This window comes from Leyella stercorea DSM 18206, assembly GCF_000235885.1.
Lineage (GTDB): Bacteria > Bacteroidota > Bacteroidia > Bacteroidales > Bacteroidaceae > Prevotella > Prevotella stercorea.
Genome location: NZ_JH379409.1, coordinates 1 through 22,387, shown reverse-complemented (window position 1 = coordinate 22,387; position 22,387 = coordinate 1). Strand labels below are relative to the sequence as shown.

Sequence of the window (22,387 nt, the reverse complement as noted above, 5' to 3'; positions counted from 1 at the left end):
TTTATGAAACATAATCCAAGAGTGTTAGTCGTAGCCACGAGTAGAAAGACTCGTGGTGGTATTACTTCGGTTGTGAAAGCTCATGAGACTGGTGAGCAATGGAAGAAGTATCATTGTCGGTGGATCCAGACGCATCGTGATGGTCCGGTATGGAGGAAATTGTGGTATCTTGTTACTGCACTTATTGAATATATGGTGCTGCTGCCGTGGTATGATATTGTGCATATACATGTGGGGTTGAGAACTTCTGTTGATCGGAAATTGATTTTTGCTAAGATTGCCAAATGTTTTCACAAGAGAATAATTGTTCATTTTCACCCTGCAACAGAGAAACATTTGTTTGATTCTGAATTTTCCGGTAAGATAAAACAATTGTTTGAATGCTCTGATAAATTGTTGGTGTTGTCTCCTCAATGGGTTACATGGATAAATCAGGCTTTCCCTAATAATCATTTTGATATGAGCGTGGTGTATAATCCTTGTCCACAAGTGAAGCGTAATTTCTCCATGCGTAAGAAAGAAATCTTATATGCAGGTATTTTGTCAGACAGAAAGGGATACAACCGTTTGTTGGAAGCTTTTGCTAAGGTAACAGATAAGTTTCCTGACTGGAAACTTGTGTTTGCTGGTAATGGTGAGATAGATAAAGCAAAACAACTGAGAGAAGAGTTGGGTATTCCGAAACAACGGGTAGAATTCTTGGGATGGGTGAGCGGAAATCAGAAAACAGAAACTTTCCAGCGTGCTTCTATTTATTGTCTGCCGAGTTGGGGCGAAGGATTTCCTATGGGTGTCCTTGATGCTTTGGCTTATGGCATACCTGTGATTACTACTCCTGTAGGAGGTATAGAACATGTGTTGAATCACGGAAAGGACTGCCTGATTTTTGATACTTACAATATCGATGCTTTGGCAAATGATTTAGAGCAACTGATGGGAAATGAGTGCTTGAGAACCTCTATGGTTAATGAGGCTGATAAATTGGTAAATACATGTTTTAATATAAAGCAAATTAATAGCGAAATAGGTGATAAATATAAAGAAATATTATGCCGAAATTAGCAAAAGATAAATATTGTACAGGTTGTCTTGCTTGCAAAGATACATGCAGACATAGGGCTATCTCAGTGGTGCTTAAAAATGGCATGCCATTCCCTAAGGTGAATTCTGACATGTGTGTAGAGTGTAAACTGTGTGAAAAGGTATGTCCAGTAGTGACGTCAATATCTAAAAACAAGGTGAGTGATATGCAGGCTTATGGCGGATGGGCAACTGATGAGAAAACGCGATATCATGGTGCCAGCGGAGGTGCCTTTGGGAGTATTGCTCAAAGTTTTTTCCTACAGATGAAAAGTCCTGTTGTTTTTGGCGCTACTTTAGACAATGACCATGTCAAACATATTATGATTGATAGATTAGAGGATGTTCCTCTTTTAATGAATAGCAAGTATATTCAAAGTGATACGGATGGAATCTATCATCAGGTTGCTCAGTGCTTAAGAGATCAGCATGATGTACTATTTTCTGGTACTCCTTGTCAAGTTGCAGGACTTTATGGCTTCTTGGGTAAGAAAAGAAACACTGAGCACTTATGGACTGTAGAGTTGGTTTGTCATGGAATAGCAAGTCAAGAAGCTTTGGATATAGCGAAGAAGGTTCATCATTTTGATAAACTCTATTCTTTTAGGAACAAGGAGCATGGACAGGCTTATTATGTTTCGCAATGTTGTACTTATTGGGATGGGGATGAGAAGAAAACAATGAAACGAGAGGATGATGTCTTTTATCAGATATTCTCTACATGGTTGCTTGATAGGAAAAGTTGTAGTAACTGTATGTTTTCCTCTATAGAGCGTGTTGCTGATATTACACTTGCAGATTTCTGGGGTGGAGCGAAAAAGGAGGAAGAATATAAGTTGGGAGTAAATCTTATTATAACTAATAATCAGCATGGAAACTTGCTTGTGGAATCTGCTGATGGTATTGAAACTTATCCTGCATCTTTGCAGCAAGCTATAAACAGCAATTCCAATCTTTATAATGGATACAAGTTTGTTCAATATCATCCTTTGGTCTTATTTCCTAATTTCTTTAGGAAAGTATTACCAGAGAAAGTCAGGCTTGCAATTCTAACTCGTAAATATCCATGGATATTCTTATGGGCTCCTTACAAGTTGATGACTAAGTGGTATGCTAAGAGAATGAAAAAAATCGTGATGAAGAAATATAAGGACGTATTATGAAGATTGGTGTAATAACGATAGAAAAAGTTAATAATTATGGTGCAGAACTCCAAGCTACCGCAACCATAAAAGTGTTGCAAGGCATGGGATATGAGACTGAAATTATTGACTATTGCTATTATAAAAATTGGAATTTTAAAGATACAAGAATCTCTGCCCCTTTTGTTTCCATGAGTGTAAAGGGGAGGTTGATGTATTGGGTGAAATATCGTTTGGTAAACAGAATAGTGGCTAAAATATTACCATTGTTATATCCAACTGTTAAAAGACGAATTCAACGATTTGAGGATTTCCATAAGATAAATACCAGAATGAGTAAGAGGTATCTATCTATGCCTGAGTTGTATCAGACCAAAATGGATTATGATGTATATGTAGTGGGGAGTGACCAAGTGTGGAATCCATCGGCATCGTCAAGTATTGAACCTTATTTCCTGACTTTTGCCCCTAAAGAAGCTAAAAAGATTTCTTATGCTTCTAGTTTTGGGGTTAGTAACATTCCCGCTTCTTTATATGAAAAATATAAAAGGCTGCTGTCTAATATTGATTATCTGAGTGTTCGTGAACAAACAGGAGTTTGTTTGGTAAAGACTCTTACAGGAAGGGATGCTACTTGTGTGTTGGATCCTACACTGCTCTTGAACAAGAAGCAATGGGGAAACATCATGCTTGCATATCCACATATGCCATCCAGATACATATTAGTATATCAACTGCTGCCATCAGAAACGTTGCCTTCTTTGGCTAAGAGTATAGCTGAGGAAATGAAGTGTCCTATTTATTATCTGGCAAAACGGGCATACGCAGTAAACGCCCCAAATGGTATGAGGGTGATCAAGGATGCTGGTCCTGCAGAGTTCTTGTGGCTTATTAAGAATGCATCTTGTGTCGTTACTAATTCTTTTCATGGAACAGCCTTTTCTGTAAATTTTTGCACACCCTTTTATACGGTATTGAATTCAAAAAGAGGTAGTAATGCGCGTATAACTTCATTGCTCAATTCTGTTAATTTGATGGGTAGAATTGTTTATGAAGGAGACAAATTACCTTTCTTCTCTTTCTATGATGCCAATTATGTTCAAAAGCATATAGAAATGCTTCGTAAAGATAGTACATCTTATTTGGAAAAAGCATTGAAAAAATAGTCTATTTGCATTAACACATATATGAAATACAACAAAGAACATTGCAACATTCCCGGGTGCAACCATAGCATATATAGAAACTATATGTGCAAGGAGCATTATGACTTTTATTTGACCAATGATAAATGTCGGGAAATTAGTAATAATGTTATTGCGGTATATGAAGGAAAAGGTTCCAGGAAGCAGAAAGCATTGGCTTTTAGAGACTATGTCGTTCATCATGCTTTTGATTATCCTATGATTCGGTACGAACATTTTCCGCTCGAACATGTGTTCTTGCTTGCTTTGCGTTGTTTTGATAAGCATGACAAGGAACGATGTTCTCGCGTGATTGAAGATTTCGATATTCCTGCCAATGAAAATATTGCAATGTTCAAGAGGATTGTGAATGTACAAAATGTAGATGATGTGAAGATTAAACCTGTTGAATTTTACTTGCTTTCTAAGCAAGAATTGATATCAGTCGTTCCTTTCCTAATCTTTATATTCTGCATTTTATTGTCTTATCTGTTGCTGCGTCTTACACAGCCCTGGACAGGAGAGTTCTTTGGAATGACATATCAAGAAACGGTTTGTTTGTATAAACAGGTATTGCCTTATCTTTTGTTGTTGATGTTGGTTCTTTGGAGCGGAATTAGATTGGCTTCATTTTACAATTACTTTGCTCGTAGAGCTTACAATTTGAGCTTGTTCGAAAATGTTGACGGCAATATCAATATGCTAAGTCAGATAAAATATGTAAAGGACAGAAAACTAAAAGCAAATTCTTATAAGTGTTCTCTTTTGGGCGGCTTGATAGGAATCAGTTCGTTAGTTGTATATAACTACTTCTCTAACTCTTCTTTCCATATATGTTCTTTTGCATTTATGCTAAGCGGGGTGATGATGGTGGCATCGCTGCTTTATGTCTACAACATGACTGTTTTATATTTTCCTGTTTTTGAGGCATTAAAGCACTATAAGTTAAAAATCGATTTATATAACCCTGACCACAATGGTGGACTTGCCAAGATTCACAACTTTCTTTTTAAGACGTTCGTTTATAATGAAGGCCTGATTCTCATAGTATTGTGGCTCTGTTTTAAGTTTGCTAATGGGTGGGTTTGGTTTATTGTATCTCTGTTGCTTATAATGAGGGTAAACCATGCCAGATGGAGCGCAAAACTGTATATATCATCTCTGAAAGCTTTTTATAGAGCCAAAAAGGTTGAAAGAGAAAAGTTGCTCTTGCAGAATGATGAAAAGGCTTTTGATAATGTTGAAAAATTGGACAAATTGTATGGAGTCAAGGTCTTGAAATATGTATGGAACATTGCCCTTATTGTAGTGTTACCATATTTAATCAACAATGCTGATGGCATCATTAAATGGATAGGAACACAAATTCCTATTATCTGGAATACAGTATTGATAAGATGATGTCTTTGTTTCTAACGAAAAAGAATTTTACAGAGTTCTGAATAAAAGCATGAATGTTTTATGGACATGATATTAAAATATGCAAGAGGTATATCTTATTCTCAACTTTATAAAAACGAAGAGGATAATGTTGCGAATTTGACAAGTGGACTTCCTACCTGTGAGTCTGTAATGTGGTTGTCATTTTTAGTTCACCAAAAGATAACATTCCGGCACTCTTAAATACTATAATATCTCTTTGAAGTGTAATAATCAAGAACATTGTAATTTAACCAAAGAGGCGAAGAGTAGAGGCTGTTTTTACAAAATTTCTAATCTTGCAAAAGAAATGATAGATGACGTGGTTTTAAAGATTGTAGCTAGCATATTAGTCAATAAAATAATATAATTGAATACAAACGAATCTGATTAAAAAGGGTTATAGTTATGTCAGTAGCTTCAACATTATATGGTTATCACGTCCAATATCTCTATACGTTGTATAGGATGTTGGAGTCGGCTGATTCTAAAGAGGTGTTCATGCCTGAAGGAAGAGAAGATTTAGACATATATTTGTGTGGCAAAATTATTGAGACCGTACAGGTGAAATGTTATTCTGGGGCAATCGGGTATGCAGATCTGTTTTCCAAGGCAAAGTCCACTTCTTTGTTTTCTCGTGGCAAGGATAGTTTAGACGCTAATTCTGAGGTTAAGATCTCGTTTGTGGCGGTAGGGCATGGCAATGACTGGGGGTTGATTTCTGATAAATTGACCAAGGCATCGTCTCTTGTAAAGCTACTCAAAAAAGAGGAATCTCTTCATCTGGATTATGCTTCTTCTAAGAAACTGGCTTCCAAAATCCTGTGGCAGTCTAAATCGGAAGCTGAGTTGGAAAACTGTGTTGAATCTGTATTAAAAAATCGTTTCCCATCGATAGATCCTTTAATCGTAAAGGATTATTTGATTCAGTGGATTTGCTATCTTGTGATAAATAGAAAGTCTGCTACCTATGACGATTTATGTTGTCAGGTTGGGCGGATTATTCAGCTTTCTGTGCGCCAAAATGAATTCTTTACTCAATTTGGACTAACGGTGATTCCGCTTTTTCAGTCAGATTATCAAGAAAATGCTAATTTTGAAACATCTTATTATCAAGGTGTATCTGCAAAGGAAATTCATATTGCCAAGAATTATGATGTAGTAATGGAAGAAAAGTTGCAACAGCTGTATGATAAGCTGAAAGACAATAGTCTCGTTTTCATAACGGGTGTCTCTGGTTCTGGAAAAAGCAGTTTGGCTTATCGCTTTTTGAAGATTTGTGGCTGCCCTTTACGATATGAGATTAAGTATGTAAATCAGAATAACATATCGCAGATTATTGCTACCGTCAACAATATTTCTAAAGGTTTGAAGAGCGAAGCTTTCGTATATTTGGATGTACAGCCATACGACACTTCATGGATTCAGGTGGTAAATGAAATAGAAGATACTCCATTTGTAAAATGTATAGTGACAATCAGACAAGATGATTGGAATAGATGTTTCAACAAGATAAACACAAACCTTCATTACTCTACTCTTGCTGTAGATTTAACAGAGTCTGAAGCAAGGGATATTTTTGATAATCTATGCGAAAGAAACTTGTGTCGTATTGATATATTTGACGAGGCATGGAATGATTGTGGACACCCTCAAACATTGCTTGAATATGTGTATTTCCTGACTCAAGGTGTTCCTCTTAGATCAAGAATTTCTGGACAGATAGCCAGTCTGGATAAAGATAATGCCTTCCTCCTTCAGTATGTAGCTGTGTCAAATGTCTTGCAGGGTAATATTTCTGTGGATGCCATTCGTAACTTGTGTCATCTTTCCCCAATAGAGTTTTCTCGATGTATAGACCAGATGAAAGGTGAATTCTTTGATTATAATGATGATGGGTTTTCAGATGTTCACCCCATTAGAACTCATATCATTGTTGAAGAGGTGTTTCGGAATTATAACAATGGGTTATGGGAGATTGGCATGGAACTGTTTGAGCATATAAATGAAAACACTAATCCTTTGTTCCTTATGACCCTTTTAGATGAAGGTAAATATACCCCAGACTCTCTTTTAAGGAAACTGGATGGAAAGAAGATAAACTCTATGCAAGCATATATAGTGGCAAGGACTTTGTTATGGTGTGGAGTCAAACTTTATATTGAGAATAATCAGACTGCGTTTGATTGGTTAAGGCAAACGGCACCTCTATGTTGGCAGAACTTATTGCCTGTCAACTTTACGGAAATCAAACTTGATGAGTCTATAGATAAAATGTTTGGTATCTATATTGGAATTACTATGGATGGTGTTAGGAAAAGATTTTCTTCGCAGACAGATGTCTTTGCTTATTTATATAGATGGCTTGATTGTTCTATTTCTTTGGAGAAACCTAAAGAGTGGCGTGAATATTATTGGTTGGCAAAATTCTTAACAATATGTAATCTACAGCTCTCTTACAGGCCTGATTTCTCAGAGTTTAAGATAGAGGCTGAAAATTCGAATGATTTGGATGAAATGGCAGATGTACTTCTTGGTCTTAAACTGGCTGGTTACGATTCTACCACATATAATCAACTGGAAGAAAACTTCGTTAAGCAATTTCGAATTCAAAACAATATCTTGGAGTTTGATATCTGTGATAATGAGGTCAAATGTCTTTCTTTCTTCGATTATTTTACTGCGGGAGAACAATGTGGAAATGGTAATATAATACATAATATTAATATGCATCATATTAATTTGCTTAGGAAAGCCTTTCCTAATGCAGATACATATCATTCAGAAATTATAAAAGATGATATTTTTAAAGATATAGATTTGCCTTTTGAAAAACATATAAGTAGAGGAAACCTGCCGCTTGACGAGATGCAAGAACCACGCATAATGATGGTGCATCTATATGAAAGGAGCTATGTTCTTCCTTCCAGAAAGGCTTATTGTGATCAATTAATTACTTTGCGTAAACTATTTGTTGATGTTATAAAAGAATACTGGCAGGCTATAGATGAAATTCACAGGGTTGATAAAACACACAATGTCAAAATGGACCTTGCTTATAAAAATGTGTGTGATAAGATTTTAAATACTAACATAGAGTTGCCGATATCCGAAATAAATAAATTCGGATTAGGTTATGAAAAAAATAAAGAGGAGAATGATTATGTCAAAAGTTCAAAAGATAATTTGAAGGAATTAAACTCCTTGTATTCACATTATTCTACTTATTTGACAATCTTCTTCAGACAGTGTTACCAACCCTCACTTGGGTTTATCAATGAAGTACAAAGAATGACTATGTTATTGTCTGATGCTCAGGATAAGATAAAAAAAATGCAAAGCCTATTTCATTTGGTTTTTGATGGTTATGTTGATGCCATTGAGATAAAACAACTTGATGAAAGAGAAAATCAGCAGATGCTTTGCCTTACTACTGTTTATAACTGGTTGATACAAAACAAGCCCTATGTATCTTGCAGACAATTATTAAAGCAGATAAAGCCTAAGAAGTTAGCGGATTGTCAAACATTTGATATAAATGATAATGCAAGTCAGAACAAGTCTGTATCAATTGCTGACTCGGTTGAAAATTTAGAGCTGCTACGGAATATTCAGTTGAATAGTATTTGTAGTAGATGCCCTCATCTTGATGACTTATCTACACAAATCGTTGATAAATATCTAAAACGCTATGATGATGCTATAGATGGTATGAGAGGAAGTTATTTATGATTGGCTCTGTATTTCAACTCGTCAAAAAGGTCATCTTTCATCTGATGGATGAGAAACCCGTAGTGCTTACCGCATTTGAAGGCGACAAGGTCTATGAGGAGTACGTCTTGATGGTGAATTTTGTGGAATGGGCAAGAAATAATCTTTTCTATACCATTGTTACCAACTATAGTCTACAGGCATTTAATGCTAATGACTACTTCTTTGAGGAATGCCATAAGTTGAAGATTGGAGAAAAGAAAGATGAATTTGGTGATAATATCTGGATAAATAGCTTGTTCCACAAGAATGACGGATATATGACTCCTATAGTATTAAATCCTTATAGGGATAATGATATGCCAAGGGATATAAGATGACAGATAACTTGGTTGCAGTTTTCTCACAAGCCTACAATCTTAATCCTACCAAAGTTGATGTCTTGGCATATATGGCTGATGAAGTATCATTAGACCAAAATGATATTCACAAAGAACCATTGACTAAATTAAAACAAGACACTATCATACAAATGCAAGAAGGTGGTGTCTTATAATCATTAAAAATTTATGCTTAAAATCTTAATTAATGCATACGCTTGCTCGCCAGGAATGGGCAGTGAGCCAGGAATGGCGTGGAACTGGGTGAGCAATCTTGCCAAGTTCTGCGAACTGCATATCATAACCGAGGGGGAGTTTCGTGAGAAAATAGAGGAGGTGGTGCCTACGCTGGAGCAGGGCAAGAACATGCACTTCTATTACAACCCCGTCTCGGAAGAAATACGAAAGATGTGCTGGAACCAAGGCGACTGGCGATTTTATAAGTATTATCGTGAGTGGCAGTGGAAGACGTATCTCATGGCGAAGGAGATTTGTTCTTCTGAGCATATTGATGTGCTGCATCAGCTGAACATGATAGGATTCCGTGAGCCGGGATATCTTTGGAAACTATCCAAGGAGAGTGATGTGCCGTTTGTGTGGGGACCAATAGGTGGTCTTAAACAATTCCCATTAGCATATCTGCAGGGAGCTGGTCTGAAAATGAAGCTGTTCAACAGATTGAAGAACATCTTGAATGTATGGCAGTTGAAGCACGAAAAACGTGTGGACGAAGCTCTCAAGACTGCAAGACTCTTGGTAAGTTCTATTCCTGACTCATATCGTGCTATCAAGAAATACAAGGGGTTGGAGTCTATCGTGATTCCCGAAACAGGTTGCTTCTTATCGGAAGATATTCCTACGGACAGATTTGACGAAAAAGAACTGCATGTGATGTGGGTCGGTAAGTTTGACTTCCGCAAGCAGTTGCCGTTGGCGCTAAGAGCTATAGCTATTGCAAACAATCCGAATATCGTATTGGACATTTATGGTGGCGGCTCTGATGAGCAAATAGCTTCAGCAAAGAGAGTTGCAGATTTACTTGGCATTACAGAAAAGGTTGTATGGCATGGCAATCAGCCAAACGATGTAGTGATGAATGCTATGCACAAAGCGCAAGTGTTCTTATTTACAAGTGTTAGCGAAGATACCTCTACCGTTGTGCTGGAGGCAGTTAGCAACCGTCTGCCGGTTTTGTGCTTTGACGCTTGTGGTATGGCTGCCGTTATTGACGACAAGGTAGGCAGAAAGGTGGCTCTCTCCAATCCAACTCAATCAGCCACCGACTTCGCAAAACTGCTTAACGATCTGGAGCATGACAGAAACCTGCTTAAGCAACTGTCGGAGAACTGCAAGCAAAGACAAACCGAACTGTCGTGGGAGGAGAAAGCCAAAACGATGGTGGAGTGGTATGATAAAGTAAAGTAAAATACTAATATGTTTCAATTAAAAAACTTAAATATACTTGGTAGCAAGGCGGAGCTTGCCGCGCTGCCAGAGGGCAAATTGCTTATCAATACGATTAATGCACATTCGTACAACACGGCGCGTAAGGACGGGTTGTTCGCTGAGGCGTTGACAAATGGTGATGTGCTCATTCCGGACGGAGTGAGCATCGTGAAGGCGTGCCGATGGATAAAGGCGAAGAGCCTACCGAAGGAACGTATTGCAGGATGGGACTTGTTCGAGTTTGAAATGAACAAACTCGAAGAATGTGGAGTGAAGAATGTTTCCCGTGAGCGTCCGCTCACGGTTATGTTCATGGGCAGCTCGCAGAAGGTGCTCGACCTGATTGTGAAGCGGGCGGCTAAGGTGTATCCGCATCTGAAGGTGGTGACTTACTCGCCACCGTACAAGCCGGAGTTCTCGGAGGAGGACAATAAGGCTATCATTGATGCAATCAATGCTGCTAATCCCGACTTGCTATGGATTGGTATGACTGCGCCAAAGCAGGAGAAGTGGACTTACTCGCATTGGGAAGAACTGAATATCCACTGCCATGTAGGTACTATCGGGGCTGTGTTCGACTTCTTTGCTGGTACGGTGGAGCGTGCACCCGTATGGTGGCAGCGTCATGGTTTGGAGTGGCTTTACCGACTGCTGAAGGAGCCGAAGCGCATGTGGCGCAGGTATATAATTGGCAATGCGCTGTTCCTTTTCAATGTTATCTTTCGCGAGAAATGGTAAAGGATATTTACTACAAATTCATACAATTCTCGCTTGGTATTTATGATGGTCGGGAGTTTGTTGACGGGTCGGCACTGATTGGCTTCGATTGGGAGCGTTTCTTTGGTTTTGCCAGGAAGCAGACGTTGGTGGGCATCATCATGGATGGTATATCGAAACTGCCGAAAAGCGTGGCACCAACACAGAAACTGCTGATGAATTGGTTCATGGCGAGCCAGGGTATACGTCGACAGAATTGGATGCTAAACGAAGCCACCATTGATATATATAATAAGGTGAGGGCTGCGGGCTACGACTGTTGCATACTGAAGGGACAAGCGAATGCTGCGATGTACCGAAATCCGGCTGCGCGTACCCCTGGTGATGTGGATATGTGGGTGAAGGCATCACGTGAGGAGATACGTGCGTTGGCTCATTCGCTGGCAAAGGAAAATGGACGTGTGGACGAGGAGAGCTTCAGCCATATCGCTATCACTCTGAATGGTGTGTGCGTTGAGCTGCATTACACACCGGGGTTCATGGCAAACTTTGTGTATAGCCGTCGTTTACAACGATGGTTTGCGGATAGCATCGAGGTGCAGTGTCGCAATATGATTGCGTTGCCCGATGAGGCTGGTGAGGTGGCCTCTCCTACTCCTGCGTTCAATGCTGTCTATCAGTTGTACCACCTCTATCATCATTACTTCTATGAGGGTGTCGGACTACGCCAAGTGGTAGACTATTACTACGTAATTTTGAATTTTGAATTAGGAGTTTGGAATAGTCGCTTATGCGATGAGGAGTTGAAGAATTGTGAATTGGAATTTCAAAACTCAAAATTGAATAATTCAAAATCAGCAAAGCCGATAATTCAAAGTTCAAAACTCAAAATTCAGAACTCGCTAAAGCGTCTCGGCTTATGGAACTTCGCAGGTGCGATGATGTATGTGTTGCATGAGGTGATGGGATTGTCGGAGGAACAGATGATTGCACCGATAGACAAGACACGTGGACGGATGCTGCTCGACGACATTCTGCATGGTGGCAATTTCGGACATCACGACAAACGCCATGCGTGGGGACACGATGCTTATAAAGACAACGGCTTCAAGCATGGAGCGTTGGGGCATAATCTGTTAAGATTATACCGCGACGCTCGTCTGCTTAGATATTATCCTGCGGAGGCACTAAACGAACCGCTATTTAGAATTTGGCATTTATTTTGGAGAATGCGAAATAAGAAATGCTGACGCAAGTTTTACTTGCGCCCTGCCTTCCATCCGCCTGTTCCGTAGCATCCCTGCTCTGTCACAATAACAACCTTATTGCCATCGAGCACCTTGCGCGGACTATGCACCTTTGCGTCATTCGTTGCGCCGTTGATAGCGGTCGGTTCGGTGACAACAAGGTGCATTGTTGTTTCTACCCCACTGTCGTATGTGGTGGCGGTGATGGTTGTTTCGCCTACGCTAAGGAGCGTAACGTAACCACCCGTGACGGTCGCAACGCTCTCGTTTGAGCTCTTCCAATGCAAGCGTTTGTCGGTAGTGGTCTTCGGCATGAATGTCGGGCGCAATCCAATGTGGGCAACATCTAACGATACCGTCATCTCTTCCTCTGCAAAGCTGATCGAACGCGACAGCTCGGGCTGCTTCTGCTCACCCTTGCGATAGAGGAACGGCAGGGGCAGCGACTTGGATGTGTAGAGGTTGAAGCGTGCGTAGCTATTGTCGGGAGTGCTGTAGCGCATTGTGCCGTAAGCTTCGTTGGTAGGAGTAAGCGTTGCGCCTTCGTGATCAAGTGCTATATTCCACTCGGTTATGCCCTCGTCCCATGCCAACTTCTGCTTGCCTGTCGCACCAAGCTGACGACCGAATTGGTCGGTGAGGGTCCAGTGCTGCTGGTCGGCAGACTTGTTCAGTGTGAAGCGCAGCACATCTGGGCAGGTAACGTCAGCCGTTGAGGTCACCGACACTACATCGAGATAGTTGGTCTCGTCCATACCGCCTAAGTCGGCAGCTGCCGATCCGTTGCGGTATATCATCACCTCGTCACCTGCGCTGAGCGTGCTCTTCTTCGTGAGCTTCTCGTACTGCCAGCCGAGCGGCGACTCCAAAGCTACATCAGCCTCATCGTATTCGATAGTGATGGCATCGAGATACACCGAGCCTTCGCTCTTGCCTCCAGCCACAACAATGCTCATGTCGTTGGTGGTGATGGCTGGTGCGTCTATCTGCTTCGTCACGTCGACATATACGCCGAGGTCTTTCGATACCCACTCGCCAAACCAGTCGGCACTGGCGAAGTCGACCGGTGCCAACGAGTAGAGCGTTGTGCTACCATCGTTGAGCGACACGCCCACTTGTCCTTTCTTATTGTTTGAGCACATCGAGAACGTGATGCTGCGCACCTTGCAGCCTTGCCATCCTTCGAGATAGAGCACAGCCTCGTGGTTGCGAGGTATCTGGTTGTAGCGGTTGCCCGTTGTTGCACCGAACTTGTTCTCGAAGTCTACTCGCGAGTTACGTGGCACCATTCCACATGCTGCTATCTTGAACTCTGCTGTCTGCTTGTTGTATTCAACAATCTTGTACATCACTTCTGCAGCATCCGCTGCAACAGAAATCGTAAGGAACGCTGCTACAGTCATTGCCTTACGCACAATACCCATCAGATTTTTCATATCCTTGTTTTTAGGCTTTTAGGCTGAGTGGTATGGGCAAGATGCCCATACCTCCTACCCTTTTTGCTTTTTGCTTTTACTTTTTCTGCAAAGGTACTGCTTTTTTATGTTTTCTGCTAAAGATCCATTATCTTTATAAAAAGTGTGCCTTCTATGTTTCTCGCGTAGAAACATAGAAGGCACACACTCTTTATTGCATTTACAAGGTTACAGCCACGCTCCGAAGCGTGGTTGTGGCAGTGGTGCCGAGAAGTAGTAGTTCTGATCGTTGGCACTGTCGAGGAAGTTCACCCTCTTCATGCCGAAGAACGGGATGCCGTTCGGGAAGATGCGCGCAAAGTCGGTCACACCGCCCGAGAGAGCGGGGCTACCCTGCTGCAGGTCGAAGTTCCACGCCTTGTCGAAAGCAAGCGGAGCGCCCTTATCGGGGTCGTCGACCTCGCAGTTGATGTCCATGCCGGCGTTCTGCTTGAAATTCTTGAAGAGCGGATCGAACTGGCCTGCTGTGGCGCTCTTTATGTCTGTGTCGAACCAGATGCCGAGCGAAGCGCCCTTTGCCATCTGCTCCACGCCGGTAGCGGTAGAAGCGTAGTAGTAGTTGGGCGTGAGACGGCTGTGCTCCATGTCGGCGCCGTCCTGCTTGGGCTGCTTCAGACCGAAGCGCGAGTCGTAGCAGAGGTTGTTCACGAACACCGGTCGCGCAGCCTTCTCCACCCATACCGAACCGCCCTTCTTATTCTTCGAGCGTCGCCAACCGCAGTCGACGATGGTATTGTTGTAGACAGTCATGTCGGTGAGTGGCACCACCTCGCTGTTGCCGGCATTGGAGAGTTTGAAGGCGTTGGTGCAGGCGTTGTATATCACATTGTTGGCTACGTCGAGCTTGCAGCCCGCCTTCACGTTGATAGCCTCGCCGCCGTCGGCAGCGTTGCCCGAATCGGCGAAGATGTTGCCCACGATCACGCCGTTGCCGCCCGTGAAGTAGGTCTGGTCGTTGTAGTTGTCGTGGAAGAAGCTGTTGGCGATGACAAACTTGCCGTTGACGTTGCAGAAGTGGAAGGCCGGCACGCCGCCGTCAATGGTGGTCTTGAAGAGCTTGTTCTGGAACGATGCCGACGACTCGGTAGGCGTGGCGCCGGCGTAGGCTATGTCTACATGGTTGAGCACCACTTCCTCCGAGTTGTAGCCGCAGATGATGCCGCCCCAGGCTTCGGGCCTCTTGCGGTCGGAGGTGAAGGTGACGGGCTTCTCGGCTGTACCGAGGCAGTAGAGGTTGCCCAGCACCACCACTTCTACGGGCATCTGCACGTCAGCCTTGCACGTCACCGTCACGCCCGGCTCTATATAGAGCGATGTGCCGACGGGTATCTCTACGCTCTCGCTCAGCGTGGTGTCGTTCGACCACACGAGCGAGCCTACAGGATACTCCGCCACGGCGGTCTTTATGACATTTGTAGAACCTTGGTTGGCGTTGCCGTTGTTGCCTGCATAATCGTACGGATTGATGTTGTCGTTCTCGCAAGACGCTGAGAACATTGCCGTTGCTGCAGCGAGCAGCATACCGGCCATTGTGTTTATCTTCTTCATTGTATGATGTTGTTATGGTGAGGTGGTGAGGTGGTGAGATGGTGAGACGGTGAGATGGTGAGACGGTGAGACGGTGAGATGGTGAGACGGTGAGATGACGCGAATCAGAGCTTGTAGCGCACGCCGAGCAGGAAAGTTCTGCCGTAACGGTATGTGCCAACGATGGTCTTGTCGCTCTTCTGTCCTTCATACTCGAGGTTGCTCTGGTTGACGGTCTTGAGGTATCGCTCGCGCTTTGCGTCGAGCAGGTTGTTGGCCTTGAAGAAGAGCGAGATGCCGTTGTGGAACTTCTTCTCTGCGCTGAAGTCGAGTCCGAACATCGCCTTGTCCCACTGGTCGGCGTCCTTGAACGGCGACACAAGTGCGAGTTTCGTGCCGGTGAACGAGGCTGCAAGCTGTGCGTTCCAACCATGTTCGGTGTCCTTGTAGAGCAGGGAGAGATTGGCTGTGTGCGGCGCCTGGTTCACGAGCGGACGAGTCTGCGTAACGCCCGTCTTATACTCTGCGCTGCCTTCCTTGTACTGGCGCTTCGAAGTGGTAATCTCCGAGTGGGTGTAGGTATAGTTTGCCTTCACACCAAAGTGGCGTATGTACTTTATCACGTCTATCTCGAAGCCCATATTCTTCGCGTTGCCCAGGTTGGCGGGCATGTAGTAGGCGTCTGTTCCGGCGCCGATCTTGCCGTCCGACGTAACGAACACCTGTTCTATCGGGTTCTTCAGATACTTATAGAAGACGCCTGCGAGAATCTGCTCTGTGCTCGACGGGAACCACTCCCAGCGTAGGTCGATATTGTCGATGCGGGCGCGCTTCAGTTCGGGGTTTCCCTTCTCCTGATACTCCTCGCCCTGTATCTGGTAGGGTACAATCTCGTAGAATCCAGGTCGGTTGATAGAACGGTAGTAAGAGAGGCGCACGTTCATCTTCTTTGTCGGTGTCCACTTCACTGAAGCCGACGGCAGATAGTCCCAATAGCTCTGCTCGCCCACCTGCCCCATGTTGCGGAAGTGCTGCAGCATGGTGTATATCTGGTTGGTATGTTCGGCGCGTAAGCCCACGTTCAGCTCTCCGAGAGCGCTGCTCAGCGTAGCCATAGCGTAGACTCCGCCGATGTGCTCCTTCGAGTCGTAGTTGAGCTGAGACGCCTGCGAGTAAGGCGTCTTGCATACCCAATCGACGTTGGCGAACTGCTCGTATCCGTTGCCGTCGAGCTGCTGCGATATGTCAGCCGGGTTGAAGACGTACGAGTAGTAGCGGTTGCTGCGCTCCTTGCGGCGATACTGCGCGCCAACCTTCCACAAAGCGTCCAGCTTGTCGCCGAAGCGTGTGTCGTAAGCGAGGTTGATGTAGCCCGCCCAGTCGGTATCCTTGTTGTGCTGGAAGCGGCGTTCGGCACTCTTGGGCAGCGTCTTCAGGATGTTCTTCTCCTGGCTCCATATGTCGCCCGACACGACGTCGCCCTCAGCGCCGGCACTACGACCAACGGTGTTGGTAAGCGTCACGTAGGTGCGGTCGGGGTCTTCGGCTCTTGCCTGCGAGAACACGCCCGACCAGTCGACCGTGAAGCGGTCGGTCAGATGGTGCGTGCCCTTGAGGTTGGTGGCGAAGATGCTCTGCGTGGAAGAAATGGAGCGCAGCTCGTCGTCCTGCGTGTACGAGTCAGCACTGATATACTCGGTGTTCACGCCGTTGTTGTAGCGCACGCCCTTCGAGTTGGTACGTACGTACATGTTGTACCATTCGAGTTTATGGTTCGAGAGCGAGAGGTCGAGCTTTGCGTGCAGCCCCGCCGTGAAGTCGTGTACGCTGTAGTAGCGGTGGTTAAGCGTAGAGATATACATAGCCTGTTCGCCCGACGCCATCTTCACCGAGTTGTATGTACGCTCCGTGCCACGGAAGATGTTCTGCACACTTCCGGCAAGCATCACGCCGATACGGTTGTTCCAGAAACGATTGCCAACGCTGAGACCGCCGATGAAGTTGGGCGCCGGCGTAGCATGGCTCTTCAGCTGCACCGGTCCGTTCCTGAAGTCGGAATCCGAAGCCTTATAGTCTGAGCCGAACGCCTCATAGGGCGAACGGTGAGTATAGTCGGAGCGGTTGGTCGTGAGATAGTCTCTTGCGCCGCTCCAGAAGTAGTCGCTCATGCCCACGGCGGCGTTAGCCTGCAACTGGAAGCGTGTGGGCGCATCCTTCATCACCATGTCGACCACTCCACCTGCGGCGTCGCCCTCCATGTCGGCAGTAAGCGACTTCGAAACCACGAGGCGGTCCATCAGGTCAGACGGGAAGATGTTGAGCGGAACGTAGCGGTTCTTGTCGTCGGGGCTCGGTATCTTCACACCGTTCACGAGCGTATAGTTGTAGCGCTTGTCCATGCCTCGGAGTATGGCGTACGAAGCCTCGCCCGAAGCGTCGCGCTCCATGGTCACGCCCGACACGCGCTGAAGCACGCTCGCCACATTCACGTCGGGCGAGAGCTGTATGCTCTGCTGGCTCATCACGTTGAGCACGCTCGCCGCATTCTTCACCGTCTCGACGGCGCTGCGGTCGGAGCGATACTCGCGGCGTCCGGTTACAACCACCTCGCCCAACTGCTGCAAGTCTTCGTCCAAGGCGATAATGAGTTGTCCGTCCTTGCCTTTCTCCGAGCCTTTGTCATAGTCTTTCGCCACGTCGACCACCATCTCTCTTGTCTTGTACGCCATGTACGAGACAACAAGCGTGTAGCGGCCGCGGTCGGGCAGCTCGCGCAGCGTGAAGGTGCCGTCGAGACCGGTTGTGGTGCTGACGCTTGGCAGCTCCTTCACTCTGATAACGGTGCCGATAAGCGGCTCGCCGGTCTTGTGGTCCTTGACGATGCCGTCGAGCGTGTGCGCTGTTATGGCAGAGGTAGCAGCCGTGAGGAGTGCCGCTGTGAATAAGAATCTCTTCATGCTATTTCGACTTTGCTATCGTGTGAATAATCTTTCCATCCTTGTCTATCATCGACATCTTCAGCTGCTTCTTGTCTACGGTGAACACAGAGAAGCCGTCGGCAGAGCTGCAGAACACCGTGCCGTCGGTAGGCTTCACGGGACGCGCCAACGACGACGACGAGTTGACTACGTAGTCGATATTGTCACCCTTCTTCTGTATGTGCTGGAAGTTGTGGATGTGTCCGCAGGCGTATATAGCCACGTTGTTATATTTGTGAAGCACGGGCAGCAGACGCTTCTGCATGTCGAGACGCTCGCTCTCCTTCTTGTTGGTGTCGGCATATATCGGGTGATGCCCCATCACAACCACCCAGTCTTCCTTGGCGTTGCGCAGCGTCTCGTCGAGCCACGCCAGCTGCGCCTCAGCGTCCTGCTTGCAGGCGTCGGGATAGACGCTCGAATTCTTACGATAAAAGTCGATGAGCGGTGTTGTGTCGAGCATCACAATGCGCACGGAAGTGTTGCCGTGCTTGAACACCTTAGTATAATACCTGGCAGGCATCATCCATCGGCGGCTCACCTTGCCGTAGTCCATGAAAGCCTGCGTATTGCCGCGATACTCGTGGTTGCCGCAAACAGGGAACCAGTCGAGCATAAGGTCGGGATGCGAGTAAACCAGCTCGTAGTTGGTCATCCAAAGCGGGTCCTGTAGCGACGCAACACCATTGAAATGATGAATGTCGCCCGCAGCAAACACACACTCAGGGTCAACCACTCCCGCCATTTCGCCCATCAGTTCGGCTATCGGCTTCTGGTCGTAATAGCCGTTGCGTCCCATGTCGTTGGTCATATAGAGCGTCACGTCGCCCTTCAGCTGCTGCCACTCGGCACGCACGTCGTCAGCAACCGGTTGCGCTACGGCAGCCGTTGCCACCTTCGCCTTGCAGCACGCCGGCACGCCGACTGTACCTTGAGCCTGCATACCCATGCTACCCAACAACATCATTGCAGCCAATGACCACACAGCCATTCTTCTGCCGCAGCTTTCTCTCACTACTTTCTTTTTCATTCTTTTGCTTATTTAGTTAACTATGTGTAAAATTTTGGGTGCAAAAGTAAAAGTATAGTGTGTCAAAGAAGTTACAAAAATTTTATAATCAGAAGTCTTCCTGCGACGACTCTTCTTTTTCCCATCCTGCGCTGCAGTCCGCCACCCAGAAAGCAGATGCCCGATACAATCCGCGTGTTCAAGCGCTGACTATACACTTAAATTATCTTAATGCTTCACCAAAAAATACTATAAATACTTGTTTGTATGTGTCAAAAAGTGTAGCTTTGCAGCAGTTTCATGTGTCTAAAAGTGTAAGAATTCTGAGTTTTCATGTGTCTAAAAGTGTAAGATTTCTGAGCTTTTATGTGTCTAAAAGTGTAAACTATGAAAAGAAAGATATACAACAAGCTCGTAGAGTGGAAGAATCAAAAGCAGCACAAACCATTAATACTCAACGGTGTAAGACAATGCGGCAAGACTTTCATCCTTAAAGAATTCGGCAAAAAAGAATTCGCAAGCCTTGCCTACGTCAGTTGCGACAGAAACGAAAGCCTACAAGCCATATATGCGGGCGATTTCAATGTGTTTAGAATTATACAAGGATTAAGTGCTTTGACAGGAGTGGACATCATCCCCGGCAAGACACTTATATTCTTAGATGAAGTGCAAGCCTTTCCACAGGCATTAGAGGCATTGAAGTATTTTTGCGAAGACGCTCCCGAATATCATATTGTTGTGGCAGGATCTTTGTTAGGTGTAGCCTTACACGCAGGGGTATCCTTCCCCGTAGGAAAAGTACAGACACTACGCCTTTTCCCTATGGACTTTGAAGAGTTTCTTATGGCATTGGGGGAAGACCAACTGCTAAAGCTCATGCATAACCACGACTACGAACTGATGAATGCCTTCCACGAGAAACTAAAAGACTATCTGCGCCAATACTACTATGTAGGAGGAATGCCTGAGGTCGTAAAGCATTACGTAGAAAACAAATTGCTCAATCAGGTGCGAACCATTCAAAACGAAATTCTATCCAACTATGCAGGCGATTTCTCCAAACACGCACCCACACAAGAGGTACCACGCATCGACATGGTGTGGCAATCGATACTTGGGCAATTGTCTAAAGAGAACAAGAAATTCGTGTATGGAGTATTGAAAAAAGGCGGTAGGGCGAAAGAATTCGAGTTAGCCATACAATGGCTGATAGACGCAGGTCTGATATATAAAACTACAAAGGTGACAAAACCCGAATTGCCATTGAAGTTCTACGAAGACATATCTGCTTTCAAACTCTATTTATGCGACTGTGGATTGATGGGCGCTATGGCAGACACCGATGCTAAGAATGTGTTAATTAGCGATGCCGTATTTACTGAATACAAAGGGGCATTTACCGAACAGTATGTCCTTCAGCAACTACTCGCATCTAACATAAACAACATTTATTATTATAGTTCGGACACCTCACGCATGGAGATGGATTTCATTATTCAGCAGAAAGGTGCACTGGTACCAATAGAAGTGAAAGGAGGAACAAGCATAAAGGCAACATCACTACACAATTATCTAAAACAACATCAAGACATACCTGCCGTACGCTTCTCAATGCTCCCTTATCGCAAACAGGAAAATATAACCAACATGCCCCTATATGGTGTGTTTCTCAGTTTGGAATAAATATGCCAGTATAAAGTGCAAGAACTATAACTGGTTAACAAACAAGAAAAGACTTTGTTTTACTCAATGGGGAGCCTAAGACCTTACAAATAGACACCATACAAAAAGTATCTTCTAAGCAAAACGACGAGCATCCGCGTCGGTCGATACGGACATCTGCGTCGGTCGATACGGACATCTGCGTCGGTCGACGCGGATGCTTAACAACAAACATAAACATCAGAAATGAAACATCTTCTTATCATACTAAGCTGTCTCCTGCCCTGCCTTTGCTCAGCGCAAACCTTCAGCGGTGAATACACCGCAGAGTGGCAGTGGGACATGAAGCGCAACACCAACTGGCTGAACCTGCTGCGCTTGAACCTGAACGTGCCCGTATTCGATGGCAAGGGCACCATAGAAGCCTCTACGCTGCACATAGCGAAAACTAATGAAACAATCATAGCCGACTGGCAGACGTTCTCGAACATTGAGGCTGAGAACAACGTTGCTGCCATCGCCGTATTGGGCTACATGCACGAGTGGCAGGCGGCACATCTGTTTGTCGGCGTGCGCAACGTGAGCGAGGACTTCTTCACATCCGACATCACCGCGCTCTTCATCAACAGTTCCTGTGGCATCTTCCCCACCATCGCCGCAAGCTACCCCATAGCCAACTATCCGTTCTCGGGGCTTACGGTCTACTTCGACGTGTCGAGGGGCGGCTGGACATTCAGAAACAGCCTGTACAACGGCACTGGCTACAACGGATGGAAACGTAGAGACAACCCGTTCCTCGTGCGACCGGCGAAGGACGGCGTGTTCAACATCTCGCAACTGGAGTATGCGCACAGCGGTGCGCACTACTTCGCCGGCGTGGCTGTCCACTCGCGGCAATATACCGTCGGCACGGATGGCGAAATGCCGTCTGCCGACGCTGCTGCACACAAGACCACCTGCGCCTGGTGGGCGTATGCCGAGCAGCCCGTGTGGTCGGCTGCCGACCGCTGCGTGACGTGTATGGCGCAGTACTCGGAGAACACCTGTCGCCAAAGTGCCTGCTACAGGTATGCCGAGGTAGGCTGCGCCTACTGCGACAGTCTCAACCAGTGCGGATTGTCTGCTCAATGCGCTCGCTTCCGTCAAAGCACCGAGCACTCCGTTGAGCTGACATACCGTCGCCAGTTGAACCGCCACATCGCACTGCAGCCCTCCTTCCAGTACATCAACAACACCGAAGGCAACTTCACCGCGCTCTGCGCACGTCTGTACTACAGTTTCTGAGCGACTTTCCACAGAACCTTGCTGCGGAGTATATTCTCCCACAGAACACGCGGTTTAGCTTTTTACCCTTTTACTTTTTTACTCTTTTACTTTTAAAACCCGTTGGCGGAATTAATTTAGCGCATA

General features: G+C 45.2%; 16 protein-coding genes. 12 read left to right on the top strand and 4 right to left on the bottom strand.

Annotated elements, in window-relative coordinates:
* The first annotated feature begins 3 nt into the window (after positions 1 to 3).
* The 10 genes from HMPREF0673_RS05135 to HMPREF0673_RS13320 all read left to right on the top strand — a co-directional run bounded on the left by HMPREF0673_RS05135 (position 4) and on the right by HMPREF0673_RS13320 (position 12,329).
* Positions 4 to 1,062 carry a glycosyltransferase family 4 protein gene (locus tag HMPREF0673_RS05135; protein ID WP_007898978.1) on the top strand — a complete coding sequence of 353 codons (1,059 nt, stop codon included), beginning with the start codon at positions 4 to 6 and terminating at the stop codon, positions 1,060 to 1,062.
* Complete coding sequence (locus HMPREF0673_RS05130) at positions 1,050 to 2,243, top strand: Coenzyme F420 hydrogenase/dehydrogenase, beta subunit C-terminal domain (RefSeq protein WP_050804948.1); 1,194 nt, start codon at positions 1,050 to 1,052, stop codon at positions 2,241 to 2,243. The genes HMPREF0673_RS05135 and HMPREF0673_RS05130 overlap by 13 nt, the downstream gene beginning before the upstream one ends.
* The gene (locus HMPREF0673_RS05125) at positions 2,240 to 3,388 is read left to right on the top strand and encodes a polysaccharide pyruvyl transferase family protein (RefSeq protein WP_007898972.1); all 1,149 of its coding nucleotides are present in this window, start codon (positions 2,240 to 2,242) and stop codon (positions 3,386 to 3,388) included. The genes HMPREF0673_RS05130 and HMPREF0673_RS05125 overlap by 4 nt, the downstream gene beginning before the upstream one ends.
* A gap of 21 nt (positions 3,389 to 3,409) precedes the next feature.
* Positions 3,410 to 4,807: a hypothetical protein gene (locus HMPREF0673_RS05120; protein WP_040596456.1), complete on the top strand. Its 1,398-nt coding sequence runs from the start codon at positions 3,410 to 3,412 to the stop codon at positions 4,805 to 4,807.
* Positions 4,808 to 5,233: 426 nt separating this feature from the next.
* Positions 5,234 to 8,557 carry a hypothetical protein gene (locus HMPREF0673_RS05115; protein WP_157591635.1) on the top strand — a complete coding sequence of 1,108 codons (3,324 nt, stop codon included), beginning with the start codon at positions 5,234 to 5,236 and terminating at the stop codon, positions 8,555 to 8,557.
* A gap of 44 nt (positions 8,558 to 8,601) precedes the next feature.
* Positions 8,602 to 8,916, top strand: a complete 315-nt coding sequence (locus tag HMPREF0673_RS05110; RefSeq protein ID WP_157591634.1) for a hypothetical protein — start codon at positions 8,602 to 8,604, stop codon at positions 8,914 to 8,916.
* Complete coding sequence (locus tag HMPREF0673_RS05105) at positions 8,913 to 9,092, top strand: hypothetical protein (RefSeq protein ID WP_007898965.1); 180 nt, start codon at positions 8,913 to 8,915, stop codon at positions 9,090 to 9,092. Before HMPREF0673_RS05110 ends, HMPREF0673_RS05105 begins: the two co-directional genes overlap by 4 nt.
* 13 nt (positions 9,093 to 9,105) lie before the next feature.
* Positions 9,106 to 10,341, top strand: coding sequence for a glycosyltransferase (locus HMPREF0673_RS05100; protein WP_007898962.1), 1,236 nt, complete (start codon positions 9,106 to 9,108; stop codon positions 10,339 to 10,341).
* 9 nt (positions 10,342 to 10,350) lie between these two features.
* Positions 10,351 to 11,100 carry a WecB/TagA/CpsF family glycosyltransferase gene (locus HMPREF0673_RS05095; RefSeq protein WP_007898960.1) on the top strand — a complete coding sequence of 250 codons (750 nt, stop codon included), beginning with the start codon at positions 10,351 to 10,353 and terminating at the stop codon, positions 11,098 to 11,100.
* Entirely contained in the window at positions 11,094 to 12,329 is a 1,236-nt protein-coding gene (locus HMPREF0673_RS13320) for a nucleotidyltransferase family protein (protein WP_007898958.1), read from the top strand. Before HMPREF0673_RS05095 ends, HMPREF0673_RS13320 begins: the two co-directional genes overlap by 7 nt.
* 8 nt (positions 12,330 to 12,337) lie before the next feature.
* Here HMPREF0673_RS13320 and HMPREF0673_RS05085 read toward each other — a convergent pair whose 3' ends face one another.
* The 4 genes from HMPREF0673_RS05085 to HMPREF0673_RS05070 all read right to left on the bottom strand — a co-directional run bounded on the left by HMPREF0673_RS05085 (position 12,338) and on the right by HMPREF0673_RS05070 (position 19,336).
* Entirely contained in the window at positions 12,338 to 13,762 is a 1,425-nt protein-coding gene (locus tag HMPREF0673_RS05085) for an Ig-like domain-containing protein (RefSeq protein ID WP_007898956.1), read from the bottom strand.
* 207 nt (positions 13,763 to 13,969) lie between these two features.
* Positions 13,970 to 15,349, bottom strand: coding sequence for a hypothetical protein (locus HMPREF0673_RS05080; protein WP_007898952.1), 1,380 nt, complete (start codon positions 15,347 to 15,349; stop codon positions 13,970 to 13,972).
* A 104-nt stretch (positions 15,350 to 15,453) separates the two neighbouring features.
* On the bottom strand, positions 15,454 to 18,285 hold the full coding sequence (locus HMPREF0673_RS05075) for a TonB-dependent receptor (protein WP_007898951.1): 2,832 nt from the start codon (positions 18,283 to 18,285) through the stop codon (positions 15,454 to 15,456).
* A gap of 1 nt (position 18,286) precedes the next feature.
* Positions 18,287 to 19,336, bottom strand: a complete 1,050-nt coding sequence (locus tag HMPREF0673_RS05070; RefSeq protein ID WP_007898948.1) for a metallophosphoesterase — start codon at positions 19,334 to 19,336, stop codon at positions 18,287 to 18,289.
* A gap of 366 nt (positions 19,337 to 19,702) precedes the next feature.
* Here HMPREF0673_RS05070 and HMPREF0673_RS05065 point away from each other — a divergent pair, with 366 nt between their 5' ends.
* Both HMPREF0673_RS05065 and HMPREF0673_RS05060 read left to right on the top strand, forming a co-directional pair.
* Positions 19,703 to 20,998, top strand: a complete 1,296-nt coding sequence (locus tag HMPREF0673_RS05065; RefSeq protein ID WP_007898946.1) for an ATP-binding protein — start codon at positions 19,703 to 19,705, stop codon at positions 20,996 to 20,998.
* Positions 20,999 to 21,223: 225 nt separating this feature from the next.
* Complete coding sequence (locus HMPREF0673_RS05060; protein WP_007898945.1) at positions 21,224 to 22,261, top strand: carbohydrate porin; 1,038 nt, start codon at positions 21,224 to 21,226, stop codon at positions 22,259 to 22,261.
* The last annotated feature ends 126 nt before the right edge of the window (positions 22,262 to 22,387 follow it).